The 26569-nt window shown below is 43.4% G+C and carries 20 protein-coding genes and 1 riboswitch; of the genes, 1 reads left to right on the top strand and 19 read right to left on the bottom strand.

Annotated elements, in window-relative coordinates; translation table 11 throughout:
- Positions 1 to 26 precede the first annotated feature (26 nt).
- The 6 genes from KQI91_RS03235 to KQI91_RS03210 all read right to left on the bottom strand — a co-directional run bounded on the left by KQI91_RS03235 (position 27) and on the right by KQI91_RS03210 (position 10431).
- On the bottom strand, positions 27 to 1397 hold the full coding sequence (locus tag KQI91_RS03235) for an MFS transporter (RefSeq protein ID WP_216391446.1): 1371 nt from the start codon (positions 1395 to 1397) through the stop codon (positions 27 to 29).
- A 22-nt stretch (positions 1398 to 1419) separates the two neighbouring features.
- Complete coding sequence (locus KQI91_RS03230) at positions 1420 to 2448, bottom strand: zinc-dependent alcohol dehydrogenase (RefSeq protein ID WP_216391445.1); 1029 nt, start codon at positions 2446 to 2448, stop codon at positions 1420 to 1422.
- A 256-nt stretch (positions 2449 to 2704) separates the two neighbouring features.
- The gene (locus KQI91_RS03225; protein WP_216391444.1) at positions 2705 to 3808 is read right to left on the bottom strand and encodes an ROK family transcriptional regulator; all 1104 of its coding nucleotides are present in this window, start codon (positions 3806 to 3808) and stop codon (positions 2705 to 2707) included.
- 118 nt (positions 3809 to 3926) lie between these two features.
- Complete coding sequence (locus tag KQI91_RS03220) at positions 3927 to 5987, bottom strand: ATP-binding protein (protein ID WP_216391443.1); 2061 nt, start codon at positions 5985 to 5987, stop codon at positions 3927 to 3929.
- Between the two features lie 219 nt (positions 5988 to 6206).
- Positions 6207 to 7217 (bottom strand): DUF362 domain-containing protein, encoded by a 1011-nt coding sequence (locus tag KQI91_RS03215; protein ID WP_216391442.1) that lies wholly within the window; start codon positions 7215 to 7217, stop codon positions 6207 to 6209.
- 73 nt (positions 7218 to 7290) lie between these two features.
- Entirely contained in the window at positions 7291 to 10431 is a 3141-nt protein-coding gene (locus KQI91_RS03210; RefSeq protein WP_216391441.1) for an ATP-binding protein, read from the bottom strand.
- A gap of 305 nt (positions 10432 to 10736) precedes the next feature.
- Here KQI91_RS03210 and KQI91_RS03205 point away from each other — a divergent pair, with 305 nt between their 5' ends.
- A complete protein-coding gene (locus KQI91_RS03205; RefSeq protein WP_216391440.1) occupies positions 10737 to 11258 on the top strand; it encodes a hypothetical protein in 522 nt (173 codons plus the stop codon).
- Between the two features lie 118 nt (positions 11259 to 11376).
- Here KQI91_RS03205 and KQI91_RS03200 read toward each other — a convergent pair whose 3' ends face one another.
- The 13 genes from KQI91_RS03200 to KQI91_RS03140 all read right to left on the bottom strand — a co-directional run bounded on the left by KQI91_RS03200 (position 11377) and on the right by KQI91_RS03140 (position 26313).
- Positions 11377 to 12213 (bottom strand): metal ABC transporter permease, encoded by an 837-nt coding sequence (locus KQI91_RS03200; protein ID WP_216391439.1) that lies wholly within the window; start codon positions 12211 to 12213, stop codon positions 11377 to 11379.
- Position 12214: 1 nt separating this feature from the next.
- Entirely contained in the window at positions 12215 to 12925 is a 711-nt protein-coding gene (locus tag KQI91_RS03195; protein ID WP_216391438.1) for a metal ABC transporter ATP-binding protein, read from the bottom strand.
- A 69-nt stretch (positions 12926 to 12994) separates the two neighbouring features.
- Complete coding sequence (locus tag KQI91_RS03190) at positions 12995 to 13990, bottom strand: metal ABC transporter substrate-binding protein (RefSeq protein ID WP_216391437.1); 996 nt, start codon at positions 13988 to 13990, stop codon at positions 12995 to 12997.
- 105 nt (positions 13991 to 14095) lie between these two features.
- Complete coding sequence (locus tag KQI91_RS03185) at positions 14096 to 14560, bottom strand: Fur family transcriptional regulator (RefSeq protein ID WP_216391436.1); 465 nt, start codon at positions 14558 to 14560, stop codon at positions 14096 to 14098.
- A 225-nt stretch (positions 14561 to 14785) separates the two neighbouring features.
- Positions 14786 to 16414: a phosphoenolpyruvate--protein phosphotransferase gene (gene ptsP, locus KQI91_RS03180; RefSeq protein WP_216391435.1), complete on the bottom strand. Its 1629-nt coding sequence runs from the start codon at positions 16412 to 16414 to the stop codon at positions 14786 to 14788.
- 59 nt (positions 16415 to 16473) lie between these two features.
- Positions 16474 to 16731, bottom strand: coding sequence for an HPr family phosphocarrier protein (locus tag KQI91_RS03175; protein ID WP_022214023.1), 258 nt, complete (start codon positions 16729 to 16731; stop codon positions 16474 to 16476).
- Between the two features lie 73 nt (positions 16732 to 16804).
- The gene (locus KQI91_RS03170; RefSeq protein ID WP_216391434.1) at positions 16805 to 17644 is read right to left on the bottom strand and encodes a PRD domain-containing protein; all 840 of its coding nucleotides are present in this window, start codon (positions 17642 to 17644) and stop codon (positions 16805 to 16807) included.
- Positions 17645 to 17674: 30 nt separating this feature from the next.
- The gene (locus KQI91_RS03165) at positions 17675 to 19846 is read right to left on the bottom strand and encodes a PTS transporter subunit IIABC (protein WP_216391433.1); all 2172 of its coding nucleotides are present in this window, start codon (positions 19844 to 19846) and stop codon (positions 17675 to 17677) included.
- 333 nt (positions 19847 to 20179) lie between these two features.
- The gene (locus tag KQI91_RS03160; protein WP_216391432.1) at positions 20180 to 20788 is read right to left on the bottom strand and encodes an NUDIX hydrolase; all 609 of its coding nucleotides are present in this window, start codon (positions 20786 to 20788) and stop codon (positions 20180 to 20182) included.
- A gap of 88 nt (positions 20789 to 20876) precedes the next feature.
- Positions 20877 to 21512 (bottom strand): ECF transporter S component, encoded by a 636-nt coding sequence (locus tag KQI91_RS03155; protein WP_216391431.1) that lies wholly within the window; start codon positions 21510 to 21512, stop codon positions 20877 to 20879.
- Between the two features lie 144 nt (positions 21513 to 21656).
- A riboswitch (FMN riboswitch) is annotated at positions 21657 to 21813 on the bottom strand.
- 896 nt (positions 21814 to 22709) lie between these two features.
- Positions 22710 to 23690: an ABC transporter permease gene (locus KQI91_RS03150; RefSeq protein ID WP_216391430.1), complete on the bottom strand. Its 981-nt coding sequence runs from the start codon at positions 23688 to 23690 to the stop codon at positions 22710 to 22712.
- A 12-nt stretch (positions 23691 to 23702) separates the two neighbouring features.
- Positions 23703 to 24782, bottom strand: coding sequence for an ABC transporter permease (locus KQI91_RS03145; protein ID WP_216391429.1), 1080 nt, complete (start codon positions 24780 to 24782; stop codon positions 23703 to 23705).
- Complete coding sequence (locus KQI91_RS03140) at positions 24775 to 26313, bottom strand: ABC transporter ATP-binding protein (RefSeq protein WP_216391428.1); 1539 nt, start codon at positions 26311 to 26313, stop codon at positions 24775 to 24777. Before KQI91_RS03140 ends, KQI91_RS03145 begins: the two co-directional genes overlap by 8 nt.
- Between the last annotated feature and the right edge of the window lie 256 nt (positions 26314 to 26569).

Raw genomic sequence — 26569 nt, 5'->3', positions numbered from 1 at the left:
GTAAAAGAAAGTCAAAAATTTTTGTTTTAACACTGTCCTCTTTTTCCATTCTTAAGATCCTCTACAATTTCATTGTAGCGTTTTTTGTTTAAACGATAGAAGAACAGTACAATTGCCGTCACGATCCAGAGAATTCCAGGAATTGTTGAAAATGAGTGTTTCATGATACTGATGACAGCAGAATTCTGTGTCTGATTCGCAACATAACCATATTTACCAAGAAGCATTGCAAGCATCGCAGTTCCGATCGCCATTCCGATCTTATTTCCCAGTGAGACAAATGCATACTGGAATCCATCGTTTCGAAGACCTGTTTTCCACTCTCCATATTCCACACAGTCCGGTATGATCGCATAAATTGCGGTGTTAAATCCGGAGAAGAAGAACTGTGTCACTCCTGCCAGCGCATAGAAAATAACCGCACTTTCTTTTACATTGAAGAAATACATGCTCAACATGGAAATACCGGTAAGCAGTGCAAAAACGGATGCAGTTCTTCCTTTATTGTCAAGTTTGCGGAATACAGGCTGGAAACATGCCGCTCCAATGATCGACGGAATAATGATGCACATGGAATATGTTGTATAATAAGATGCATTTCCCTCCACGTAAGTAAAGTAATACAGGACATCTGCATTTCTTCCATAAAGAGTAAATCCAAAAAGTACCTGTCCGATCAGTGCAAGTATGTATGGTCGGTTCTGCATAACCGCTTTTAACTGAATTTTGATGGAGATTTTTTCTTTTTCCGGTGTTGTCACAGCTTCCTTTGTCTTTGCAAAACAGAAGAAATGACATGCTGCAAAAATACATCCATAAATGATTGCTACAAACAGATAGCCATTTTTTGCGCTGTGGCTTCCGAGTTTACTGATCAACGGAACAGTGATGATATTGATGATTCCAATTGCGATCATTGCCGCTACAGAACGGGATGTGTTGATCTTGGCACGCTCATCAATGTCCTGTGTCATTGCTCCACAGAGAGTTCCATATGGAATATTTACACAGGTGTATCCCAGAACCAACAGACAGTAAGTGACAACCATATATATAATTTTTGCTTTGTCTGACCAGTCCGGATGTGCCCAGAAAGTCAGCATCAGAAGGATTGCTGTAACCGGTGCTGCAACCAGTAGCCACGGACGATATCTGCCCCATCTCGTCTTGGTCTTATCAGTCAGTCCTCCGACGATTGGATCATTGATCGCATCCCAGAATCTTGAAAAAAGCATCAGTGCTGAAACTGCCGTCATGCTGATTCCAAAAACATCCGTATAAAAGATCATCAGAAAATTACTCACAAACATCCAGCTGAAATTGCAACCTACATCTCCAAATCCATACGCGATCTTGCTGATCAGCGGCACTTTTCCATCTTTAAATTCTTTTCCCATGGCTTCTCCTGCTTCCTTCGCTTTATTTTTCCTGTACGTTGATAATGACTTTCATTGTTGTTTCACGGTTGTCATCAATGTAGTGATATGCTTCCAGATAATCCTTGAATGCAAATGTTTTGGAAATCAGAGGTCTCAAATGAACTTTACCTTCATTTACAAGATTAATGCCATCTACATAATCATCATGACGATACATCATGGTACTCTTGATATCCAGCTCATGATCATTTGCTACAGCCAGATCGATCTCTGCCATTCCTGCAAAAACTGCAACCAGTACGATCACGCTGCCCTTTCTTGCATATTTGATTGCCTGTCCCATTGTGATATTGTTTCCTGCACAGTCATAGATCACATCTGCTTTATCCGGTCCAAAAGCTTCTACCATTGCTTCTCCAAAATCTTTGTTCTTTGTATTGACGCAGACATCAATTCCACATTCCTCTGCTTTTTTGAGACGAAGGTCACTGACATCTGTGATCATGACTTTTGCAGCTCCCATTCCTTTAGCAGCCTGTGCTACCAGATTTCCGATCGGACCAGCTCCAAGAACTGCAATATTCATGCCTTTCACATCGCCCATCTGCTTTACTCCGTGAACTGCAACGGCCAGCGGCTCGATCATTGCGCCTTCCTCATAGGACATTTCCTCTGGAAGTGGTGTTACCTTGGATGCATCTACTGCGAAGTATTCGGATGCCGTTCCGGTTGTCTGGAATCCCATAACCTTCAGTTCCTCGCAGAGATTATATTTTCCATGGCGGCATGGATAGCAGTGTCCACAATATACCTGTGGTTCAATGGTGATCTTCTGTCCTTTATGGAATCCTGTTACATTAGCTCCAAGTTCTACGATTTCTCCGGAAACTTCATGTCCCTGTGTAACCGGATATTTCGTAAAAGGATGTTTGCCATGATATACATGGATATCAGATCCACAGATTCCGATATTCATGATCTTTACAAGAACCTGATCATCCTTTACTTCCGGAACCGGAACCTCTCTGAAAATAATTTCTCCTGGTTTTGTCATTACCTGCTGTAACATAATCGTTTCCTCCTTGTTTTGTTATGTATTATCTTTTATTAAATGTTTTATTAAAGTAATTACATTATTATTCAGGAACTCTGTTTTGTCAAGAGTGTTCTTATCACTTCTCTCTATTGCACAATATTAGAAATCAGTTTTTGTGCAGGTTTCATAGATACACTGTGCAACATCCCATAACAAAAAAATCTCTGAGCAGCATCTGCCTTTTGACAGACCTTGTTCAGAGATTTCTGAAAATAAAAGTTCTCAGCTTCTATTCTATATTTTTGATAAAATCCTGTAAAAAATGTTTCGTAGCACCTACTGCGGATGCTTCTCTCTTGTAGGAGCAGTTTCTGAGATACCGGATATCATGGTCGAAGCCATTGTATTCCATCACTTTTTCCCCCAGTGGAAGCATATATTCTGCCAGATATCCACCAACTTCTCCACCAAGAATGATATCCATATCGTATGCCATACGCAGATTTGAGATCAGAACCGCCAGCATATCCAGATATTCACTCCATTTTTCTTCTGCTGCTTCGTCGCCGGATTTTAACTGTTCCATAAACGTTTCCAGAGAATTAGTCTCATCTGTAAGTGCACTTGCTGCACAGTAGGCATCCGCACACCCTTTCTTGCCACAATAGCATTTACGCCCTCCCGGGACCAGAATCATATGTCCGAATTCTCCAGCTTTCTGATTCTCTCCCTGAAACAGCTTTCCGTCAATACAAAATGCTCCCCCCAACGTATTGTTCAGTGACAGATAGATTGCATTTCTATATCTATTTATATCCTCTGCCATCATTGCCGCATTCGCATCGTTTTCGAAATAAACCGGAAGATCAAATGCCTGTTCCAGAAAACTCAGGCTGTAATTTTCCAGCTGCAATGCATGTGATTTTATGAGCAGATGATCTTTCTGACTGATGATTCCCGGAATCGAAATACCAATTCCAAGAATCCGATCCTGATACTCTGTGTCCTTCAGAAATTCTGATGTCAGTACAGAAAGTTCCTGACAGTAGGATGCATCCGGTGAAAACTTCATACGGACACGCCTGAATTTCACAATTTCATATTTCAGGTTTACAAGTACCATTCCCACATGATTCGCTGTGATCACAATCCCCACAGAATATCGATAGGATGGATTGATTCCTATGCTTTTTGCCTTGCGTCCACCAGTAGATTCATATTCTCCGGTTTCTATAATGATTCCTTTTGCGATCAGATCGTTTACATTTGAAAGAACTGTGGGCATGCTCAAGTTCAGATTTTTGGACACTTCTACCTTGGATGTCACCTGATTGTTGATCACATAATTCAAAATTCTGGATCTTGTGATGGTTTTTTTATCTGTTCCAGCCATTTTTGCAGACCTCTTTTATTAATTATTTTATAAAAGAATCATACCTTCTCTTTCAGCATTTGTAAAGCACAAAAATACCACCCAACAATTGTCAGGTGGTAACTTATTGTTTCTGAAACTACTCTTCCCCCAACACTTGTGCCAGCGTTGAAAAAAGGATCTTCACATCGATCGGTTTGGCAATGTGTCCGTCCATACCTGCTTCGAAAGCTCTCTGGCGGTCTTCTTCGAAAGCGTTAGCGGTCATGGCGATGATCGGAATGCGGCTTCTCGGGTCGTCAAGGGCGCGGATTGCTTTAGTTGCCTCGTAGCCGTCCATGTGCGGCATCTGAATATCCATCAGGATCAGATCATAGTAGTCCTCCGGTTTTGCCTTCAGGGTTTCTACGCATTTAACACCGTCTATTACGTGTTCTGTCTCAAGACCGCTTTCTCCGAGAAGTTCCATCGCAATCTCTGCATTCAGCTCATTATCCTCTGCAAGCAAAATCCTTTTTCCACGCAGATCACGTTCAATCTGTTCAGGCCATACCCCTTCCGCCTCTCTGATCTGCTCCTCGGATGCACTCGGAAAGGATAACACAATTGTAGTCTTTGTTCCCTCACCCAGTTTACTCTCCACGTTGATCGTGCCGCCCATAAGATCTACCAGAGCTTTGACGATCGGAAGACCAAGTCCTGTTCCGACCACCCGACTCTCTGTACTGGTACGTTCACGGGTAAACTCCTCAAAAATATGCGGCAGATATTCCTCACTCATTCCAATTCCGTTGTCCTGAATTACAATCTTAAAAAAGGTATGCCCCTCTTTTGAATAATGAAACTCTGAAATATCCACCAGTACACTTCCACCTTCCGGTGTATATTTGATTGAGTTGCTGATGATATTCAAAAGGATTTCTCTGACCTTTGTTTTGTCACAGATCACATACGGATGCTCTGCATTCATCACGCATGTATAAGAAAGATTTTTCTTTTTGACTTCTGGTTCAAACACTGCCTGCAAAGACTCCAGCAGCTCGCTGAAACATCCTACTTCCAGTTTCAGAGTTGCCTCACCACTTTCAATCCGTGCCATTTCCAGAACATAATTGATCAGAGAAAGCAGGAATGAACTGGACGCTTTTATTTTCTGCAGATATTCCAGAACTTTTTCTTTTTCATCAATGTATTTTTCCAGAAGATCTGAAAAACCTATGATTGCATTCATTGGTGTGCGGATATCATGACTCATATTAAACAGGAAACGTGATTTTGCCTCACTGGCACTTCTGGCTTCCTCTGCTGCTTTCTTAAGCTCTTCTTCATGAATCCGTTCTCTGTATCGTCTCATCTGATACTGCAGATACCCTTCTGCAAACAGAAGTGCAATTGCCAGCGAAATCAATATCATAAAAATTTTCTGTGTCTTACTGATCCATCCATTCCCCGGGACAATTTCAAAATACCAGGTGTCATTCGGTACCGCGCACGCAACCTCCAGTGAATTGCTCAGTTTCCGATTGTCGCACTCTGCAATAATTAATTTCTTTCCGGTATCCAGATCTTTCTTCCAGATCTGATAATGATAGCCGACATTTTCAAGTTTACTCAACTCTGTCTCTTCAATAAAGTTGTTCCAGTCAAGGACCAGGATAGAAAATCCCCAGAATTGTTTTTGTCCGGATTCATCTTTTGTATAGATTGGGTCAAAAAGAAGTGCCCCGACACCTCCCTGAACCAGATTGAAAGGCCCTGCAATCGTGTACTCTCCACTGTCTTTTGCAAGATTTGCTGCAGCTTTTCGTTCAGAATCCTGCAGCATATCCAGGCCAATCGCTTCCTCATTTCCTGCAAGTGGATATACCTGTGAAACACTTCCATCTTTTGCAAGTTCATGAGCTGAGATCACATGATTCTCATCCTGCATCAGACGGGAGATTTCCGAAAATTCCTCATCTGAAATCTCATACTGTTCCTCTATGATCTTTTTCATAAATTCTGACTCGGAAAGATATTTGGTCAGCTGAGCCTCTATCTTTCCAACAGTCGTTTCTGCTGTATAAGTTGCCTTAAGTTTTTCTCTTTTTTCCTGATTCTGATTGACCATGTACATGCAGGTCAGTGTAATAAAAAAAGCAAGGCAGAAAACAAACACTACCTTTATTCTCAGATTCTTTACATCGTTCTTTGTTTGCATATCTTTCTTCTCATCATTTTCGTAAATTTCTGAATAAGTCAAAACATTCTCACGCAGATTGATATATTTTTCATTATAATAGAATCCCTCATATAAATCTACTCATTTCTGCCAAACAAAAAAAACTAAGCTTAAAATGTAAAAGAACTGGCTCATACAACAAATCTGCAGAGCCAGTTCTATCTTGTTTATTATTTAATCTGTTACTCCGAATATTATTTAACCTTCGAACGGAACAACATCTTTAACTGCATCCTCAAGTGAAATTTCAACATCTCCGTTATCAATGTCGATCAGATGGTAACGGTCATTTCCCATTCCCATTTCTTTCATATAAGACAGCTGTCGGAGACCATGACGTGTTGTGATTCTCTCTACCAGAGCCTTACGATCCTCTTCACCAAGTGCAAACACAAGGTCTACAGATGCCTGGTCGATTGCCAGAATGTCTGCGGATGCAAGGATACCGATATTTGGTGTAACAACCGGTTCTGCTCCCACCCCTTCGCAGTCACAGGAAACAGACATATTTCTCAGGCAGTTGATGTATGCGATCTGTTTGCCGAAATGATCTACGGTTGCCTTGGAAGATTCTGTGATACGCTCCATCAGTTCTTCCTCTGCGATGCTCCACATATTTGAAGAGCCTTCTACAGTATGGATCATTCCTTTACCGATACGTCCGTCTGCACAGCCAATACCGATATTTTTATTGGAGCCGCCGAAGCCGCCCATGGTATGTCCTTTGAAATGTGTCAGAACCAGCATGGAATCATAATCTGTGATATGGCTTCCCATAGTCATATGGTCAAACCATTTTCCGTCTTTGACCGGAAGATCAACCGTTCCTTCTTCGTCCATGATATCTACCGGACAGAATGTCCAGCCATTGACTTTGAGTGTTTCTCTGTGCTGCTCTGTTGTATAGCGGTCACCTTCGTAATAAGTATTTGTCTCTACGATTGTTGCATCCGGCATATCTTTTTCAATCAGGTTCTGTACCCATGGACGCGGAATGATATTCGGTCCATGCTTTTCTCCTGTATGAAGCTTGATTGCGGTCTTTCCTTTCAGATTTTCCTGGATCTTATCATATATCTTCTGTAAACCTGCCGCAGAAAGATCTCTTGTAAAATATACGGTAGAAGTTTCTCCTGTACGCTCGCTGAATGGAATATACTTATCTCCATCTGTTCCCGGTACTTTTTTTGCGCTGCATGTCTCGCACATGGTTTTGCCCTCCTTAATATATCTTAAAAAATTACATACGATTTATTTTTAATTATAAGCCCTGAAGTAAGGTTCAGGTCAAGAGTTTTTCAAGGAGTTTTTTCTCATCGATCGGCTTGGCAATATGACCATTCATTCCGGCCGCCAGGCATTTTCTTACACTTTCAGAGGAAACCTGAGCCGTCATGGCATAAATCGGAATTGTCGCGGCATCTTCCCGTGCCAGTGCACGAATGCGGCGTGCCGCTTCGCGTCCACCCATCACCGGCATCATCAGATCCATAAGAATCACATCATAGCTTCCCGGTGCGGAATCTTCAAATTTCTCCACAGCTTCTTTTCCATTCCAGGCCTTGTCTACGGATGCGCCGAGATCTGTCAGATAAAATTCTGCAATCTCCATATTGATCTCGTTATCTTCGACCAGAAGGATTTTCTTATCTGAAAGCGTCTTTTTTTCAAATTCTGCTGATTCTGTTGTTTCAGTATGAACTGTCTCATCCACTCTGAATGGAAGCCTGAAAGTAAATGTTGTTCCTTCGTCCAGCTCACTCTCGACCTGAATGGAACCACCAATCTTCTCAACCAGTGCCCTGACAATAGACATCCCGAGCCCGGTTCCCCTGTATGATGTTCTCGCGTCATTTTTTTCCTGTGTGAATGGTTTAAACAGCTGCTCCTTTATGAATTCTTCGCTCATTCCGATTCCGGTATCTGCGATTTTGAATTCATACCATACAACCGAATCCACACTGGAAAGTTCTTCTGCATAAGTGTCAATGCAGCCATTTGGCTTATTGTATTTAATCGCATTACTCAGAAGATTGAGCATAATTCGGCGTAACTGCAATGAGCTTCCGATCAGTGCAGAATGTCGGATATTTTTGCGGTGTTTGCGATGTGTAATGCCTGTTTCCACCAGTTGTGCCTCCACCAGTGCAGCTACTTCCGCCATAAGCTCATTTATATCAAATGGACTTTCACTGATTTCAAACATTCCTGCTTCCAGCTTACTCATATCCAGTACATCGCTGACAAGTTCCAGCAGATGTCTTGTCGAAAGCTGGATCTTCTCCAGGCTGTCATCAACTCTTGCCTGATTCTCTCTGTTTCGACGAATGATCTCTACCATTCCCATAATACCATTGATCGGGGTTCGGATATCATGACTCATTCGATTCATAAATTCTGTTTTGGCTTTGTTTTCAGAGTCTGCCTCCTGAAAAGCAATCTGCAGACGTTCTTTCTCCTGCTGCTCTTTCTCATGGAAATCTGATGTGTTTTTGAACAGGATGATTCCATGGACTACAGAACTTTCTTTATCCGTATTTGCATCATATACCGTGTCTCTGGACATCAGAACTGTCTTTTGCAGCCATATCAGCCGGTCTTTCAGCCCCTTCTCACAGTATTCCACGGTAATCTGCCGGGAACCGGTCACAAATCGTTTCAGCAGTTTGAAAGAAGAATCTACGATCCTGTAATTCTCAAGGGTGTCTTCTGTCACATACTGATTCCGTTCACGGCAGTAATCCGTATAAGAACATGGTGCCTGTGTATCATTGTCAAATTCAACAGCTGATTCATGGTAGTATACACTTTCCAGCCTATCATTCGTCAGATCAACCGTATATACCGCATCTGCCGTCTGGAGGAGAGCTTCCGCATAGTTCCCATTCTCAACGATCGACTGCTTCAACTGCTCATAATACCGGTTCAGACGCGCTTTCTCATCTGCCGTATTTTCATTTTTGTTCTGGAATGGTTCAAAACCAAGAATGAAATGATGAAGTCTTCCATCTTCTGTATTATTCGTAAAAAGTGCCGTCATCCTGCCGCGGTGAAGCCGGTTATCTTTTTCGTACTGGTATGGAAGTTCTGTTTTCTGCCCTTTTTCCTTAAGATGCTCTGCGAGATAAGAAATCTGCAGTTCATTTCTCATATTCTTCCGGTTAGCATCCATTCCCAGTTCCTGAATGATCTGCTCTACCGCCCCGGAATAGCTTCCATCTTCTGCAAGGAAAAATTGTGAACCTGCACGCAGGACATAATACTGATCCAGCAATGCATCACAGTAGATACAGTCTGAAAAATGAAATCCCTGTTCCGTAATCTCTTCCAGAAGCCGAATATTCATCTTCTGTTTTTCCGCTGCTTCTTCTATCTTTGCACGGTTCTTGTCAATATACATATTCTTATCAGCAAAACGGAACAGCTCTCTCATGGTACTGCCTTCAAAATCACCGGACAATGCATACCCTGCCGCATAACTGATCGGCATTTCCGGATTTTTGCGTGAGTATTCTGCCGCATGATTACGAATACTCTGCAAAACTTCCCTCACTCCCGCGTGATCCAGTCCTTTCAGAACTGCAATAAATTCATCGCCGCCATCACGCCCTGCAAAAAACTCCTCCGGGACAGCCTCACGAAGCTGTATTGCAAAAGAGCGAATGTATTCATCACCTTTGTCATGGCCAAGATTATTGTTGATCGTTCGCAGATTGTTCAGGTCAAATACGCACATCGCAACCAGTTCATCTGCCGGGATCGGATCCGGATCATTAAGGATCTCCTCACATTTATTCTTGTTCGGAAGCCCGGTCGCCTCATCGAGGTAGACTTTTTTCTGCAGGATCCTGTTCTGTGCGGCAAAGCGGACTGCCTTGACAAGTTCCGTTCCGATGATCAGTATCAGACCCAGAATATCAGCCAGAACAACCTTTTCGAGATGATCCAGCGCGGTGGCTTTTTTCTGAGAATACACTTCTGCATAGCTAACTGCTTCGTCACATATCTGGAAAAAATGCTCGCTCTTCGAAATAATATCGGTGTTTTCGTAGCCATTTTCTCTGACAAGGAGAAGTTCTCTTCTGAGTTCTTCCTCAAAATACTGTGCAAGTTCATCCATCTTGCTCTGGAAATCCTTGTCCGCAAGGCGCACAAAGTTCAGCTCGTCACTTCCATAACGCAGCCCCTGTATATAAGACGAGATCGTCTCATACATCTTATCCTGCGGCTCCCCGGAAATCTCCAGCTTGACCATACGCTGCGTACCGCCGCGCACCAGTCCTGCATAATTAATGACACGAGCCGTTCCCTGGATCCTGCCTACCATGACCATGATCACAAAGAACAACGCGATCAGTATTGTTGTGAAGAGCATCATCGCCCCTCTTAAAAAGTAGGTTTCTTTCTTCTCTGTATTCTTCATCCCATATCCATCCTGCCGATTGTCTGAAGTATTCACAACATTCTATATTCTGTCTGCTGCTCGAAATTTTTCTTCATAGATATTCCCATTGTATCCGATTCCTTCTTCTTTGGCAACATAATATACCAAGCTCAGAACAGATATGACAAATCCCTGAAATCATTTTCTACGCAACCGGATCTTTTTCATCTGTGTATTTTACACAATTTTTATACTATTTCAATTGTTTTTCATTGCTTTTTGCACAACCACATTTTATAATAAAAATTATCAATTACCACATACTTTTATATGGAGGGAACACTATGAACGAAGAACTTTTTAACGAAGCGGGGAAATCAAACGTCCTGACAAAGAAACTGATCGACCAGCTACAGGAAAGCATGACCTACAGCAGCATCTCCTTTATCAACTGGACGATCGAAGTGCTGACTCTGATCAAGAACCGTCTGGAACGTGGTGACAGAATCACAGATGAAGTATCCGGAGAAGTTTATACCACAAAGACCTTCCAGAAATTTGTAAAAGAGAATTTCTCTTCTTATATTACCAGCCAGGTCTTTAAGGAAACCATAAAACCGGAAAAAATCTATTTCTCACTGAAATCCTGTGAGGGTGGTTACAGCCTGATCGCTGCAGATTCTGACAGTGAGAAAACCTATGCGTGGATCTCCAGTTTAAGTAAACGCTTCTCTCTCGTTGAGATGATCGCAACCGGTATCGTTTATGTCAAAGACACACGAACCGATACATACCAGCCATTCATTTCCGAAAATGGCAAATACTGCCGTTATGACAAAGAAAAAGGAATCCTCGTAGAAATCTGAGTTCTGCAAAAATTCCTGTTATAAGTCAATATAACACAAATCTCAGTCGAAAGGTATGCTCCGGCTGAGATTTGTGTTTTTCTTTCTCGTCACAGAAATTCTGTTCCTGTGAATTTTTTTATCTTCCTGTAATTCTTCCAATACCATAAGAAATCAGAAATACCGCAATATCCACTGCCACGATCGTGGATCCTACCGGGGTTCCGGCCAGAATGGAAATCAGGATTCCGGCTGTCGCACTGAGGACAGACATCACCGCCGCACTGATCGTCACAGAGCGGAAAGATTTGAACAATCTCATCGCTGACAATGCCGGAAAAATCACAAGTGCTGAAATCAGCAGGGATCCTACCAGATTCATCGCAAGTACAATGATCACTGCAATCACAACTGCAATCAGCAGATTATAGGCATTTGCCCTTGTGCCTGTCGCCCTGGCAAAGTTCTCATCAAACGTCACCGCAAAAATCTTATTATAAAAAAGAATAAAAATCGCAACAACTACTATAGAAAGAATCGCACACAACCATACCTCACCTTTTGTCAGAGTCAGAATGGAAGTAGAGCCAAACAGCGTACTGCACACATCTCCGGAAATATTCGGACTGGTAGAAAAAAGATTCATCAGCAAATACCCGATCGCCAGTGCACCGACAGAGATCATCGCGATCGCCGCATCTCCCTTGATTCTTGTATTCTGCCCTGCACGAAGGAGTAAAATCGCACAGATCACGGTCACCGGCAGGATGAACAGCATATTATTGGTAATATTCAGCACAGACGCAATCGCCATAGCACCAAATGCCACGTGAGAAAGTCCGTCTCCAATAAAGGAAAATCTTTTCAAAACCAGTGTAACACCCAGAAGGGAAGAACACAGAGCGATCAGCACACCAACGATCAGTGCATATCGCACGAACGGATACTGAAAATACATATGAAGTGTCTCAAACATCTTACTCTTCCTCCTCTTCCCGACCGGTAAACGCCTTGCCCAGACTACTCTCCAGATATTGTTTCTTGGTACCGAAGAAACAATGCTCTCCGATATGCAGGATATGCGTCGCATATTTTACTGCTGCTGCAATATCATGCGAGATCATAATGATCGTAATTCCATCTTTTTTATTCAAGTCCCTGATAAGCTGATACATCTCTGCGGTCACTCGCGGATCCAGACCGGAAACCGGCTCATCGAGAAGAAGGATCTTCTGTGCTGCACACAGTGCCCTTGCAAGGAGCACGCGCTGCTGCTGCCCACCGGAAAGTTCTCTGTAACAATAATCTGCGAGATCCTGAATCATCATTTTTTCCATGGCTTTCTGCGCAACTATTTTTTCTTCTTTATTATAGAAAGGCCTCCATCCACAGCGGCTCTGGCATCCGGACAGTACGATTTCACGCACCGATGCCGGAAAATCTCTCTGCACCAGTGTCTGCTGCGGAAGATATCCGATTTCATTTTTCTTAAGTCCGTCTCCCAGTTCGATCGTGCCGCTGATCGGCGGCTGCAGGTGAAGAAGTGTTTTCATTAAAGTAGATTTACCGGAACCATTTTCACCCACGATACAGAGATAATCTCCTGCATCAATGGAGAAATTCAGGTCTTCCTGAATCGCCCGGTTATCATATCCCAAAGTAAGGTTTTTGCATGTAAGCTGTGCCATCGTTTTCCCTCCTGTCATGGACAGTTTGTCGTATCAGGCAGATGACTTTTGGTCTCCACCTGCAATTATTCAGTTCAGTGCTTCTTTCAGAACATCCAGATTATCTTTCATCACCGAAAGATATGTCACTCCGTCTTTGATCTCATCGGATGTGATTGACTGCATAGAGTTCAGTTCCAGTATCTTCTGATCTTTTGTCTTGGTATTTTCGATCACGGTCTGCGCGATCCGGTCATCTGATTTTTCAATCGTCAGCACTGTTTTAAGTCCCAGTTCGTCCAGCTTGCCTGCAAGAAATGTCACCGTTTTGAAGCTTGCCTCAGATTCTGCGGAACAACCGGAAAATGCCGCATAATAGTTCAGTCCATAATCATCTACCAGATAGCGGAAGGCAAAGCGGTCTGCAAAGAGAAGTGTATTCTGTTTCGCGCTGTCCACTGTATTCTGGTATTCTGCATCCAGCTTCGAAAGTTCTGTCTGATAAGCTGCTGCATTGGATGCATAGACCTCTTTATTCTCCGGGTCCATTTCCTCCAGGGTCTCTGCGATCGAATCACAGATCACAGAGGCATTTCGCATGGATGTCCAGACATGTTCATCATATTCTTTCTCGTCTTCATCCTCATGGTCATGTCCGTTTCCCTGCATACCCTCGACAGTTTCTTCTTCCTTGATCGTATCGCCGAGAACTTCCATCAGATTGATCGTCTTCATATCCTTATTCTGTGCGGATTCCAGAGCATCCTCGATCCACTGATCGGACTCACCTCCCACATAGATCAAAAGGTCACAGCTTGATACTTTCATAATATCTTTCACCGCCGGCTGGAAACTGTGAAGATCCGTTCCATTGTCAAGAAGCATGGTCAGGTCGACATCTGTCTCCCGTTCACCAAGTACTGCTCTCGTCCAGTCATATTCCGGAAAAATGGTTGTTACAATCTTTAATTTTTTGTCTGACTTATCGTTTGTCCCGGCTTCTGCTGTATGCATTCCCGAAAAAGGAACTGCAATACTCATCACACCCAGGAAAATCGCAAGTGCACCTGTGATCCATTTTTTCATTTTTCTACTCACTCTTTCTGATAACTCAAAATATTCCTGCCAATCTGACTGCAAACCATTCCCTCACATATCCTGCCTGTCTGCTTCATTTCCTTTATATCTAACTCATTTTGCCCTGATATGTACGGTTTCCGGCTCCTTTTCTCCATCTTCTACGCCTCTGCATTCCTCGCAGATTCCGTAAAAAACAGTTCTGCACGGATCCATCTGAAATCCGTGACTCTCCATCAGATGCTGTTCCAGTTTAACCACATCTTCGCAGTGAAGATGGATCAGTTTTCCACATTTTTCACATTTGCAGTGGAAACAGGACATTTTGTGACAATGTTCCTCTGCTCCAAGATATTCAAAACAGGCACTGCTCGTCCCGTCCACGTTGTACTTCGCAACCAGCCCCTGTTCCACCATCTTCTCAAGATTGCGATAAACCGTAGTGGTTCCGATATTGATTCCTTTTTCTTTAAAATAAGAACAGACATCAGCAGCGGTCACATGTGTTCCTTCTACTGTTTTCAGATAAGATACGATCTGTGCCATCTGCTTAGTCTGATAAGGTGCTTTCGTTCCCATAGTTCCTTCCCCTTTTTATGCAATATAATACCTGCGGATTGTTCCATGCTATGCACGCTCACAATCCTACCTGGTATAAATTGAAAACCGTTATCATATTATAGCACATTCTGATGAAGTGTCAATATGAAAACGGTTTTCATTTTACTAAAAAAAGTCCGCCTGTCACAGAAGATGTTATCCACATCTCTGTAACAGACGGGTCTCTGTTATCCACTTTATGAATTATTCTTCCACTTTCATCTCTCTTACGATCTTACGAAGTTTCAGAACCATGGATGGTGCTACAGAAAGTTCATCCAGTCCCATACGTACAAACTGCTCAGTCAGGGTAGCATCTGCGCCAAGTTCTCCACAGATACCTGCCCATTTACCACATTTATGTGCGTTATCTACAACCATCTGAATCATACGAAGGATTGCTTCGTGATGCGGATTGTAAAACTCATCCAGTTTCTCATTCTGACGGTCGATCGCCAGAGTATACTGGGTCAGATCGTTGGTTCCGATACTGAAGAAATCAACCATCTCAGCAAGTCTGTCACTGATCATGGCTGCTGCCGGAGTCTCGATCATGATTCCCTGCTCCGGAATCTTGTACTGGATTTCCTGTGCTTTCAGTTCTTCCTCTACTTCTGCCACGATCTCGTAAATCTTCTTTACTTCTTCAGTAGAAGTGATCATCGGATACATAATGGAAAGATTTCCATAAACAGCTGCACGGAGAAGTGCACGAAGCTGTGTCTTAAAGATTTCCGGCTGTTTCAGGCAGATACGGATCGCACGATATCCCATTGCCGGGTTGTCTTCATTGCCCAGGTTGAAGTAATCCACCTGTTTGTCAGCTCCGATATCCAGTGTACGGATGATAACTTTTTTACCTGCCATCATCTGAACAGCCTGTTTATATGCCTGGAACTGTTCTTCCTCTGTCGGGAAATCGTTTCTTCCGAGGTACAGGAATTCACTTCTGAAAAGTCCGATTCCACCGGCATCGTTCTCCATTACGTAGCCAATATCGCCAACACTTCCGATGTTTGCATAAATATTGATCTTACGTCCGTCCAGAGTAACGTTTTCCTTGCCTTTCAGTTCCTGAAGAAGTTTCAGTTTCTCTGCTTCTTCCTGCATCTTGGCTTCTGTCTGTGCTTTTGTCTCTTCGTCCGGATCAAAGGTAACAGTTCCCTGGAAACCATCTACAACAGCAGTCATGCCGCTCTGCAGCGCTTCCAGATCCATTTTTACTCCGATCAGTGCCGGAATATTCATCATACGTGCAAGAATCGCTGTATGAGAATTCGTAGATCCATGAACAGTTACAAACGCAAGGATCTTGTCCTTATCCATCTGTACGGTTTCACTTGGGCTTAAGTCATCTGCCACGATCACAGACGGCTCGATGGAGCTTAAGTCTACATCGCCCTGTCCGCTTAAGTTACGTACAAGACGCTCGGAAATATCTTTGATATCTGCGGAACGTGCTTTCATGTAATCATCATCCATGGAAGCAAACATTTCTGCAAAGTTATCGCCGGTAACTGCTACTGCATATTCGGCATTGACCTGTTCGGTGCGGATCATATTCTGGATTGCTTCCAGATAATCCTCATCCTCCAGCATCATCTGATGTACTTCGAAGATTGCTGCACTGGCTTCTCCAACTTCTTTGACCGCTTTGTCATACAGTTTCTGAAGCTGCTCCTGAGAAGCTTTTAATGCTTCATCCACACGTTTTACTTCTGCTTCTGCATCTTCGATCCTGGTACGTTTTACCTGATAATCATTTTTCTTGAGAACCACGATCGGCCCCATCGCAATTCCTTTATATACAGATTTTCCCTGAAAACACTGCATCCTTACTTCCTCCTGCATTACTGTTATGTTACACCCATCCAAGCCTTAGCTCAAACTGATTACAGATTTGCCTCGAAGAATTCTTTCAGACCTGCGATTGCAGCATCTTCATCTGCACCTTCTGCTGTTACAGTAACTGTCTCACCCTGTTTTACGCCAAGGGACATCAGCATCATAAGCTGTGTCAGTTTTTTTGTTTTGCCATCTTTTGTAATTGTGCACTCGGACTCATACTTCTTTGCTTCTTTTACAAGAAGTCCTGCCGGTCTTGCGTGGATTCCCAGTTCGTCTTTAATTGTGTACTCAAATGTTTTCATAATGTTGTTCTCCTTTTATATTATATTTTTTATTTGCAACTCACCTTCGGTGATGCATTTTGCCCTATCTTTCTTACTCATTAGAATCTGTATCCAACATTCTTTCGAGATGCATTGCGAGATATCCGATCTCAATATCCGGGATTGGAAGTTTCAGGCTTTTCTCCATCTGACGACAGATGCGCTCTGCCGCCATAAATGGTCCCGGAAACTTCACGGACATATATTCATTCAGATTCATTTTTAATTTCTCGCCATGAATGGCACGTGCCACCATGTAGCGCACATGATTCATCAGTCGATTGTATCCCAATGACATGACATCGATGGAATTGCCCGTTTCTTTCTCAACAAGAGAAATACATTCCCGGACTGTTCTGGCAATTTCCATTGCCTGCGAAACATTCTCATCTACGATGGCCGCATGCACATGCAGGGCGATATAGCCAATCTCATGCTCATCAATCTCAATCTGAAGCTTTTCTCTCAGAAGACCCTGAATGCAGCTGGCTACTTTATATTCTTTGTAAAACATGACACGAATGTCATCTGTCAGCGGATTGCTGATCTGCTCGCCCTTCCGGACACGGCGGACGGCAAAATCCAGGTGATCCGCCATGGTAAAAAGAATAGAACGATCAACCTTTCCGAATTCCTGCTCTGCCTGATTCAAAACTTCATTCGCAAGTTCCAGGCAAAGAGGTGAGACCGTTTTGAGGATATCTCTTGCATCTCCCCGCTCCGTCATCTCTTTCAGCGAATAGACTGTTGCCTCCGAAGGAACCGGAACTGTCTGTCCGACCTTTTTGCCAAAAGCAACTCCTTTTCCCATGACCAGACATTCCTGGTGGTTTTTATCCTGAATTCCCATAAAGGAATTGTGATTTAAAATCTTTGCTATCCTGTACAACATCCGCTTCTCTTCCCCATCCGGGTTCGGTTCTTACTGAAGAACCTCGATTTCGAAAAGCGGCTCTCCGGCTTTGACCTGACCCTCATTTAACAGATGGATTCTCTGGTTATCCTCCAGCTCTGTACAAAGAACCGGAGATACAATAGAAGGTGCATTCTTGCTCAGATAGTCCAGATCCAGTTTCAGCATCGGATCGCCCTTCTTCACTTCCTGACCACTTTCTACCAGCGCCTCAAATCCTTCACCATTTAATTTTACAGTATCAATTCCCACATGAATCAGCAGGCTGATTCCGGATTCTGTTACAAATCCAATTGCATGTTTGGTATCAAAGACAAAGGCAACTTCTCCATCTTCAGGAGCGCGTACATATGGATCTTCCGGTGTAACTACCGCACCGTCACCCATCATCTTCTGGGCAAACGCTTCATCTGGTGCTGTTGCAAGATCTGCAGCTGTACCAGTGATCGGGCTTGAGATTACGATACGATCAATGACTTTCGCTTCGGATTCTTCTTTCTTCTCGCTTACTTCCTGTGTTTCGACGGTTTCTGCCGATGTTTCCAAAGTATCCGGTGCTGTTTCCAGATAATCCTCAAGGTTTGATTTGATAACGGTGACATTCGGTCCGTAAATAACCTGTACACCCTGTCCTTTATGGATGACACCAGATGCACCTGTCGCCTTTAATATACCATCATTTACCAGATCTGCATCCTGAACAGAGCAACGAAGACGTGTTGCACAGCAGTCTACAGAAGTGATATTTTTCTTACCACCAAGGCCTCGTGTGATCGCCTCGCTGACAGGATCAGAAGATGCAGACGTATCTGTTCCATTCTGAGCAGCTTCCTTACGGGCATTTACATCGGCCTTTGTATAAAGTTTTGTTTCGACATCATCATCTTCACGACCAGGTGTCTTGAAATTGAACTTTTTGATCATGAATTTGAAGATAAAATAATATAAAAAGAAATAAATAATACCAACCGGAATAACTCTTACCCAGCTTGTCTTGGCATTTCCCTGAAGAATACCAAACAGGAAGAAGTCAAGAAGTCCACCGGAGAAAGTCAGTCCTACGGCAATATTCAACATATGTGCGATCATGTATGCAGTTCCCGCCAGAACAACCTGAACAGCGAACAGTGCCGGAGCTACGAACAGGAAAGAGAATTCCAGTGGCTCGGTGATTCCGGTTGCCATACATGCAAGTGCTGCAGACAGAAGAAGTCCGCCTGCCTGTTTTTTCTTCTCAGGTTTTGCACACTGATACATAGCCAGTGCTGCTCCCGGAAGACCGAAGATCATGAAAATGAACTCTCCGGAGAAGTATCTTGTCGCATCAGCACTGAAATGTGCAATATTTGCAGAATCAGCAAGCTGTGCAAAGAAAATATTCTGACCACCCTGTACCATCTGTCCTGCCACTTCCATGGTGCCTCCGACAGCAGTCTGCCAGAATGGCATATAGAATACATGATGAAGACCAAATGGAATCAGTGCTCGTTTGATAAGTCCGAAAATAAGTGTTCCAACATAGCCGGATCCTGTTACGAGACCGCCCAGAGCATAGATTCCGTTCTGAACTACCGGCCATACAAAATACAGAAGAATTCCCACAAACATATAAACGATCGTGGAAATGATCGGAACGAAACGGGTACCTCCAAAGAATGACAGTGCATTCGGAAGCTGGATCTTGTAGAATCTGTTATGCAGGGCTGCTACTCCAAGACCTACGATGATACCGCCAAATACACCCATCTGCAGTGACTGAATACCACAGACAGAAGTAATCGTTCCTTCAAGAACAGTTTCTGCAATCTCACCATTGTCAAGAATCTGTCCTGTAACTGTCAGCATCGCATTGATTGCTGTATTCATTACGAAATATGCGATAACTGCGGATAAAGCTGCAACTTCTTTTTCTTTTAATGCCATACCGATTGCAACACCAACTGCAAAGATCAACGGCAGGTTGTTAAATACTGCACTTCCTACGCTGTTCATGATCACCAGCAGAGAATGGAGCATTGTTCCATCGCCAAGGATCTTTGTCAGACCATAAGTCTCGATCGTTGTTGCGTTCGTAAAGGAACTTCCGATACCAAGAAGAAGTCCGGCTACCGGAAGGATCGCGATCGGAAGCATGAAGCTTCGACCAACTCGCTGTAAAACACTAAAAATCTTGTCTTTCATCTTGAGACTCTCCTTCTATATATTTGATAGAAGTGAGTATGCATAAAAGGCGTTTTCAACCGGTTTTTATTACTGTTTACAGCAACTTTTGTACAAAAAAAGGCACTAATATACATAAACACTCCTCGTTATGTATAGTTAATGCCTCCTAAAATCGAGTTACACACTACAACCAAACAAAATATAACATGGTCATCGAGTTTTTGTCAACCCGCTCTTTTTGTAATTTTATAGTTTTTATGGTGTTTTTTTATACCTTTTATGCATCAATATATCCTGACAGGAATCATTACTCTCCTGCATGCAAATGCAACTTTGTGATCTGCCGGAAATTTAGTCCTCAAGAAATGCAAATGGTTCTTCATCTTTCAGGAAATGCATCAGCATATAAGCACACATGATTGCCACGCGTTCTTCTTTGAGGATTCGTTTTACTTCTTCTCTGTCTGCCAGAACGATCTCAATCTCTTCGGTATCTTCCTGAGCAGCCTTACTGATTTCCCCACTTGCATAACCATATACCGTTGCACAGGACTCATCTGTCATGCCGACTGTGGTAAAAAAAGGTTTCTCATAAGCAGGATCTACTTTCAGAGGCTCCAGTCTGAGTCCAGTTTCTTCAAACATTTCTCTGACTGCACCTTCATGAAAATCTTCTCCCGGCTCAACGAGTCCTGCCGGAAATTCATAAATATAGTCACCCAACGTATAGCGATACTGACGGACAAGAACTACTTTGTCCTTTTTTTCTCCATAAATGCTGTAGATGATCACACCATCCGGATCATTACGGCCTGTCTTAAGCTTCAGTGACGGAATATCCTTAGCTCTGGACGCCACATAATAGGACACTGGTGTATTGTGTACGCTGGTCGCATCCACATGATACAGATTGACAAAACGATTGTCGGTCATTTTTTCTACATTATGAATCTTTCCCATAGGTTTCCTCTTTTCTGCATGGGTTATACCATGCATTTTATTGATCAGTCTGTAACTGTATGCAGATAAAACCTACAGGCAGCCACTATCAGTCTCCTTTAAGGATAACACGGATTCTCTTATAAATAAAGAATACGATCACAGAAGTGAGGGTGTATTTAAATAAGTTAAACGGAACAATGATCAGTACTACAAATCCGAGAAGGTTGTGTACGGATGAGTTAACTGCAGCGCCCATTTCAATAAATGCTTCAATCGGCATTCCAAATGCTTTGCCATATGCCGGAAGCAGTACAAATGCATTCATAAAGCAGGCTGCAACTGTTGTGAGAATGGTTCCTGCTGCCATTCCGAGTACGGCGTGTTTGCGGCTCTTGGTATGATGCAGTCTGTAGATCAGGCCTGCCGGTACTACAAATGCACATCCGAAGATGAAGTTTGCAAGATCACCGACTCCTGCGGTTACGGTTCCCATTGTTACAAGGTGTACGAGCACCTTTACAACTTCAATCAGAATACCTGCTACTGGCCCCATGGCAAATGTTCCTACCAGCACCGGAATCTCTGAGAAATCCAGCTGGTAAAAGGATGGTGCCAGGAACGGAATCGGAAACTCGATATTCATTAATACTCCAGCCAGTGCACCGAGCATTGCGATCTGTGTGATCGTCCTGGTGCGGCTTCTCTCCATTACGTTTCCATTTCTTAAAACCTGTTCACTCATACTTGTCTCTCCTTTGAATTGTTCTTTTTTTAAAAGAAAATTCTACGTTATGCAGTGGAAAGCGTTTCTATTGTAAAAGCGGTTTTACTGCATAAAAAATCCCCGGGATAATCTTCCCGGGGTACTGAGCACGTATGAATTATTCGTGTTCTTCTCTCATCCAGACTTTACTGTCGGTTCCGGAATTCTGACTATCTGTAAATCAGTCACCGGATCAGCCGCATTACGCGGGTCGCGGACTATACCGCCGGTAGGGAATTCCGATTGCTTGTAGGTCGGTCACCCTGCCCCGAAGAATTTTCTTTTATATGTCTGTATTATATAACTAACTTTCTGAGAATGCAATATAAAATTAAAGATTTGTTGGTATATGACGGAAGGGGGAACTGTTTATTAAACATATCGGATACTGAAACGGCTTCATCGTCCAGAAATACTAAGGTTACATCCTGTCTGCTAAAAACATGAAGAAAAAGCACATAACTCACCTACCGGCTCAAACAATGTGCTTTTTCTCCATAACGCATCCAGTATATACCCAAGTATTTCTAATGACTCTTGCAGATGTTTCTATATCCGATATGTTTATATCCAGTTTCTCCCCTTCCTGTGTATTTCCAATATCTTCTATTTTATATTGCCATGGGTCCCCCACCTGGCTCGCGCTCCGCGCTGCACGTCATCACGAAAGCCTCGCAGGCATTTTCTGTCCTCTGCACATGAATACCATTCTTCCTGGATATACCCGATGGCAGTGTTTCATACGATATATTTATATCCGACTTTCCCCTTCCTGCATATTACCGTGGGGTGGACCCGCCACGGACGCGCTTCGCGCTGGCCCTGCTCCGCCGCTCCCGGCGGCTATCACCTTACCCCAAATAAAGTACGGTGAAATAGGAATATAAATAGAAAAACTCCAACAAGGAAGACTGCCTGTGATTATCCTCTGTATCCGTCTCGCCTGAAGAACTTCGTTCAGATACCGGATTATACAGGACTTTGCGTTGATACAGAAAATGCTGCTGTCTGAGCGTAGCGAGTTCAGCTCTTTTCTGTATCGTTTTTAGCAAAATTCTGGATATCCTGGTATCTTAGAAGTTCTGAATTGAGACGAGTACAGCGGATAACTCACAGCAAGTCCCCTCCCCGGAGTTTCATATATTCCCTCTCACCGGGAATCCTTTATTCTCTTTATTATCTCTCTTCTCTAAAATACGGCAATCCCAACGCGGCCGGCGGCTGATGTTCTTTCTTCTTTCGGAAGCTTGTGAACACAAGCACGATGATCGTTACAACATACGGCAGTGCCTTGAATACTTCCTGCATACTTCTTCCGAGTCCCGGAATATACAGGTACAGGATGTACAGTGCGCCAAAAAGGAATGCTCCCCAGATCGCATTGAGCGGTTTCCACAGTGCAAAGATAACCAGTGCGACTGCAAGCCATCCACGGTCACCAAAGCCGTTGTCTGTCCAGGTTCCGCCTGAGTATTCCATTACAAAATACAGACCGCCAAGTCCTGCAAGACCTGCACCGATACAGGTTGACAGATATTTGTACTTGATAACGTTGATACCTGCTGCATCCGCTGTTCCCGGGTTCTCACCGATTGCACGGAGATTCAGTCCCATTCTTGTTTTAAATAAGAAAAATGACAATGCGATTGCTGCGATCACACAGAGGTAAGTCATAAATCCATAGTTAAATAAGATCGGTCCGATCACAGGGATCCTGGATAATCCGGGGATTTTGGCCGTATAGGCACTTCCTGTTACCTTAACAGAAATCTGTCCGACACCACCGGCAAGTTTGGAGATGGAACCACCGAAGAAGTTACCAAAACCAGTACCAAAGATGGTAAGGGCAAGACCTGTTACGTTCTGGTTTACACGAAGCGTAATCGTCAGGATACTGTAGATCAGTCCGCCGATCATTGCACATGCGAATGCACATACAAACGATATCAGAACTCCGACAAAAGCATTCGGATTCGGATTGTCTTTTTCATAAAGGAAGGCTCCCATCAGTCCGGCGATACCTCCCATGTACATGATTCCCGGGATACCAAGGTTCAGGTTACCCGATTTTTCCGTCATGATCTCTCCAAGCGCACCATACAGAATACAGATGCCCTGGACAATTGCTTTTTGAATAAAAATGGTCAGTACACTCATTGCATCTTCCTCCTATTTCTTTGCACGCTTAACACTGTAATTGATAAAGAATTCTGCTCCGATCAGGAAGAACAGAATGATACCAAGAATAACATCAGATGCATTCTCATTCAGTCCATACTGGGTAGCGATCTGGACTGCACCCTGATCCATGAATACGATACCAAAAGAAACAGCTACCATAATAAACGTATTAAATTTGGAAAGCCATGCAACGATGATCGCAGTAAATCCACGTCCACCTGCTGTTGCAGTGGAAATCGTATGACTTGCGCCGCTGACAATTACAAATCCTGCGATACCACAGATTGCACCGGAAATCGCCATTGTACGGATAATGACTTTCTTTACATGGATACCTGCATATTTTGCAGTATTCTCACTCTCGCCAACTACAGCGATCTCATAACCCTGTTTGCAGTATTTCAGGTAAATGAACATACCGACAGTCAGAATCAGAACGATCAGCACATTCCATCCATATTTCTGTCCAAAGAGTTCCGGCAGCCATCCTGCCTGCGTTGCCTGATTGATGATACCGACGGTATTGGATCCTTTTGGATTTTCCCAGAAAACAATGCAGTAGGTAACGACCTGCATCGCAACATAGTTCAGCATCAGTGTGAATAATGTCTCATTTGTGTTCCAGTATGCCTTGAACACTGCCGGGATCATTCCCCAGATCATGCCTCCAATGGCACTTGCAATAAACATTACGATCAGAAGCAGAAGTGGTGACATTTTGTCCCCTGCATAGATCATTACTGCCGCGGAGCATGCTCCACCGATCAGGATCTGACCTTCTGCACCGATGTTCCAGAATTTCATTTTGAATGCCGGTGCAAGACCAATCGCTATACACAGAAGGATCATCGTATCACGGATTGTCTGCCAGATACGGCGTTCGGAACCCATGGCTCCATCCCAGATTGCCTTGTATACATCAACCGGATTCATTTTGACAAGTGCCACGATCACCGCACCACACACGATCAGTGCAAGAATCAGTGCGATGAAACGGATCAGAAGTCTTTCCTGCCATCCGGCTTTGTTTCTTCGTTTACTTACCTGTAAGAAAGGTTCTTTATTCATTGACAGCCCCTCCTTTTTCGTGTTTCGTCATGAGAAGACCGATTCCCTCTTTAGTCGCTGTTCTTCCGTCAACCACGCCGCTGATCCTGCCTCCACAGAGAACTGCGATACGGTCACAGAGTTCCAGTACAACATCCAGATCCTCAATGACACAGACAACTGCAACGCCTTTTTTCTTCTGTTCATTCAGAAGCTGATAGATAACATGCGAAGTATTGATATCCACGCCTCGTGTCGGGAATGCAACAAGAAGAACTTTCGGATTCTGCGCGATTTCTCGTCCAACCAGAACCTTCTGAACATTTCCACCGGACATCTGACGGACCGGAGCAGAAATACTTGGGGTCATAACTTCAAGCTGATCTTTAATCTTCTGTGCAAGGGCCCGCGGACCTTTACGATCAAGGAAAGGTCCCTTTCCATTACGATAGCTTCGAAGCATCATATTGTCAGTCATATCCATGTCGCCGACAAGTCCCATACCGATACGGTCCTCCGGAACGAATGCAAGGCTGATTCCTGCTTCATTGATAGAAATGGAATCCATTTTGGAAAGTTCCATTGCACTTCCATTGTCATCCAGAAGTCGGATCGAACCACTTTCTACATCCTGCAGACCGGCGATTGCCTCCAGAAGTTCCTTCTGACCGCTTCCGGAAATACCGGCAATACCAAGGATCTCACCTGTATTTACTGTCAGATCCACATCATCCAGAGTTTTGACATCATCTTTGTCCTTACAGTTTACGCCTTCAATGATCAGACGCGGCTTTACATTCTCCGGCTTCGGACGTTCGATATTCAGATCGACTCTTGCGCCAACCATCATTTCAGAAAGGCTCTGCACATTTGCCTGGGCAGTTTCCACAGTGTCAATATACTGACCTTTACGGAGGATCGCAACACGGTCAGACAGTGCAAGAACTTCCTGCAGCTTATGTGTGATAATGATGATCGCACATCCGTCATCCCTCATATTTCGAAGAATATCAAATAATCGGTCGGCTTCCTGCGGTGTCAGCACGGCTGTCGGTTCATCCAGAATCAAAATTCTTGCACCACGATAAAGCATTTTTACGATTTCAACGGTCTGTTTCTCAGAAACGGACATTTCATAGATTTTCTTTGAAAGGTCCAGGTCAAATCCATATTTATTGACAAGTTTCTGGATATCCTCGGTAATCTTTTTCATGTTAAGTCTTGCCTTGCCCGGCAGACCCAGGACGATGTTTTCGGCTGCTGTCAGTACATCTACCAGTTTGAAATGCTGATGTACCATACCGATTCCAAGTTCGTAGGAATCCTTTGGAGAACGGATTGTTACCTCCTTGCCATTTACAAAAATATGTCCTTCATCCGGATAATAAATTCCGTAGATCATATTCATGAGAGTTGTCTTGCCGCTTCCGTTTTCACCCAGGATCGCAAGAATCTCTGATTTTCTCAGCGTGAGATTTACATGATCATTCGCCTGGACGGATCCAAAACGCTTGGAAATATCCTTAAGTTCAAGTGCATAAGTTTCTCCCACTGTCATTCCCTCCTTTTATCCCAATCATAAAGACATCCCTTTATGATCTGATTTCCATATCACAAAATCACAAATTGTCATATGTGCAAAAGAAACCTCCATATTCAGTCAGAGATTTCCTTTGCACGTATAACAAGAAATAATTATCCACCCGCATAGCGGGTGGTTTTTCGGTTTCGGGCATAGCCCTTTACTACTAGCCACCCACAAGTGGGTCTTTTATTGGCCTGCCAGCCACGCGTAGTTTTACTTGCTA

The sequence above is a fragment of the Blautia sp. MSJ-19 genome (genome assembly GCF_018918125.1).
Classification (GTDB): domain Bacteria; phylum Bacillota; class Clostridia; order Lachnospirales; family Lachnospiraceae; genus Blautia_A.
This window is presented reverse-complemented; position numbering and strand designations above follow the sequence as displayed.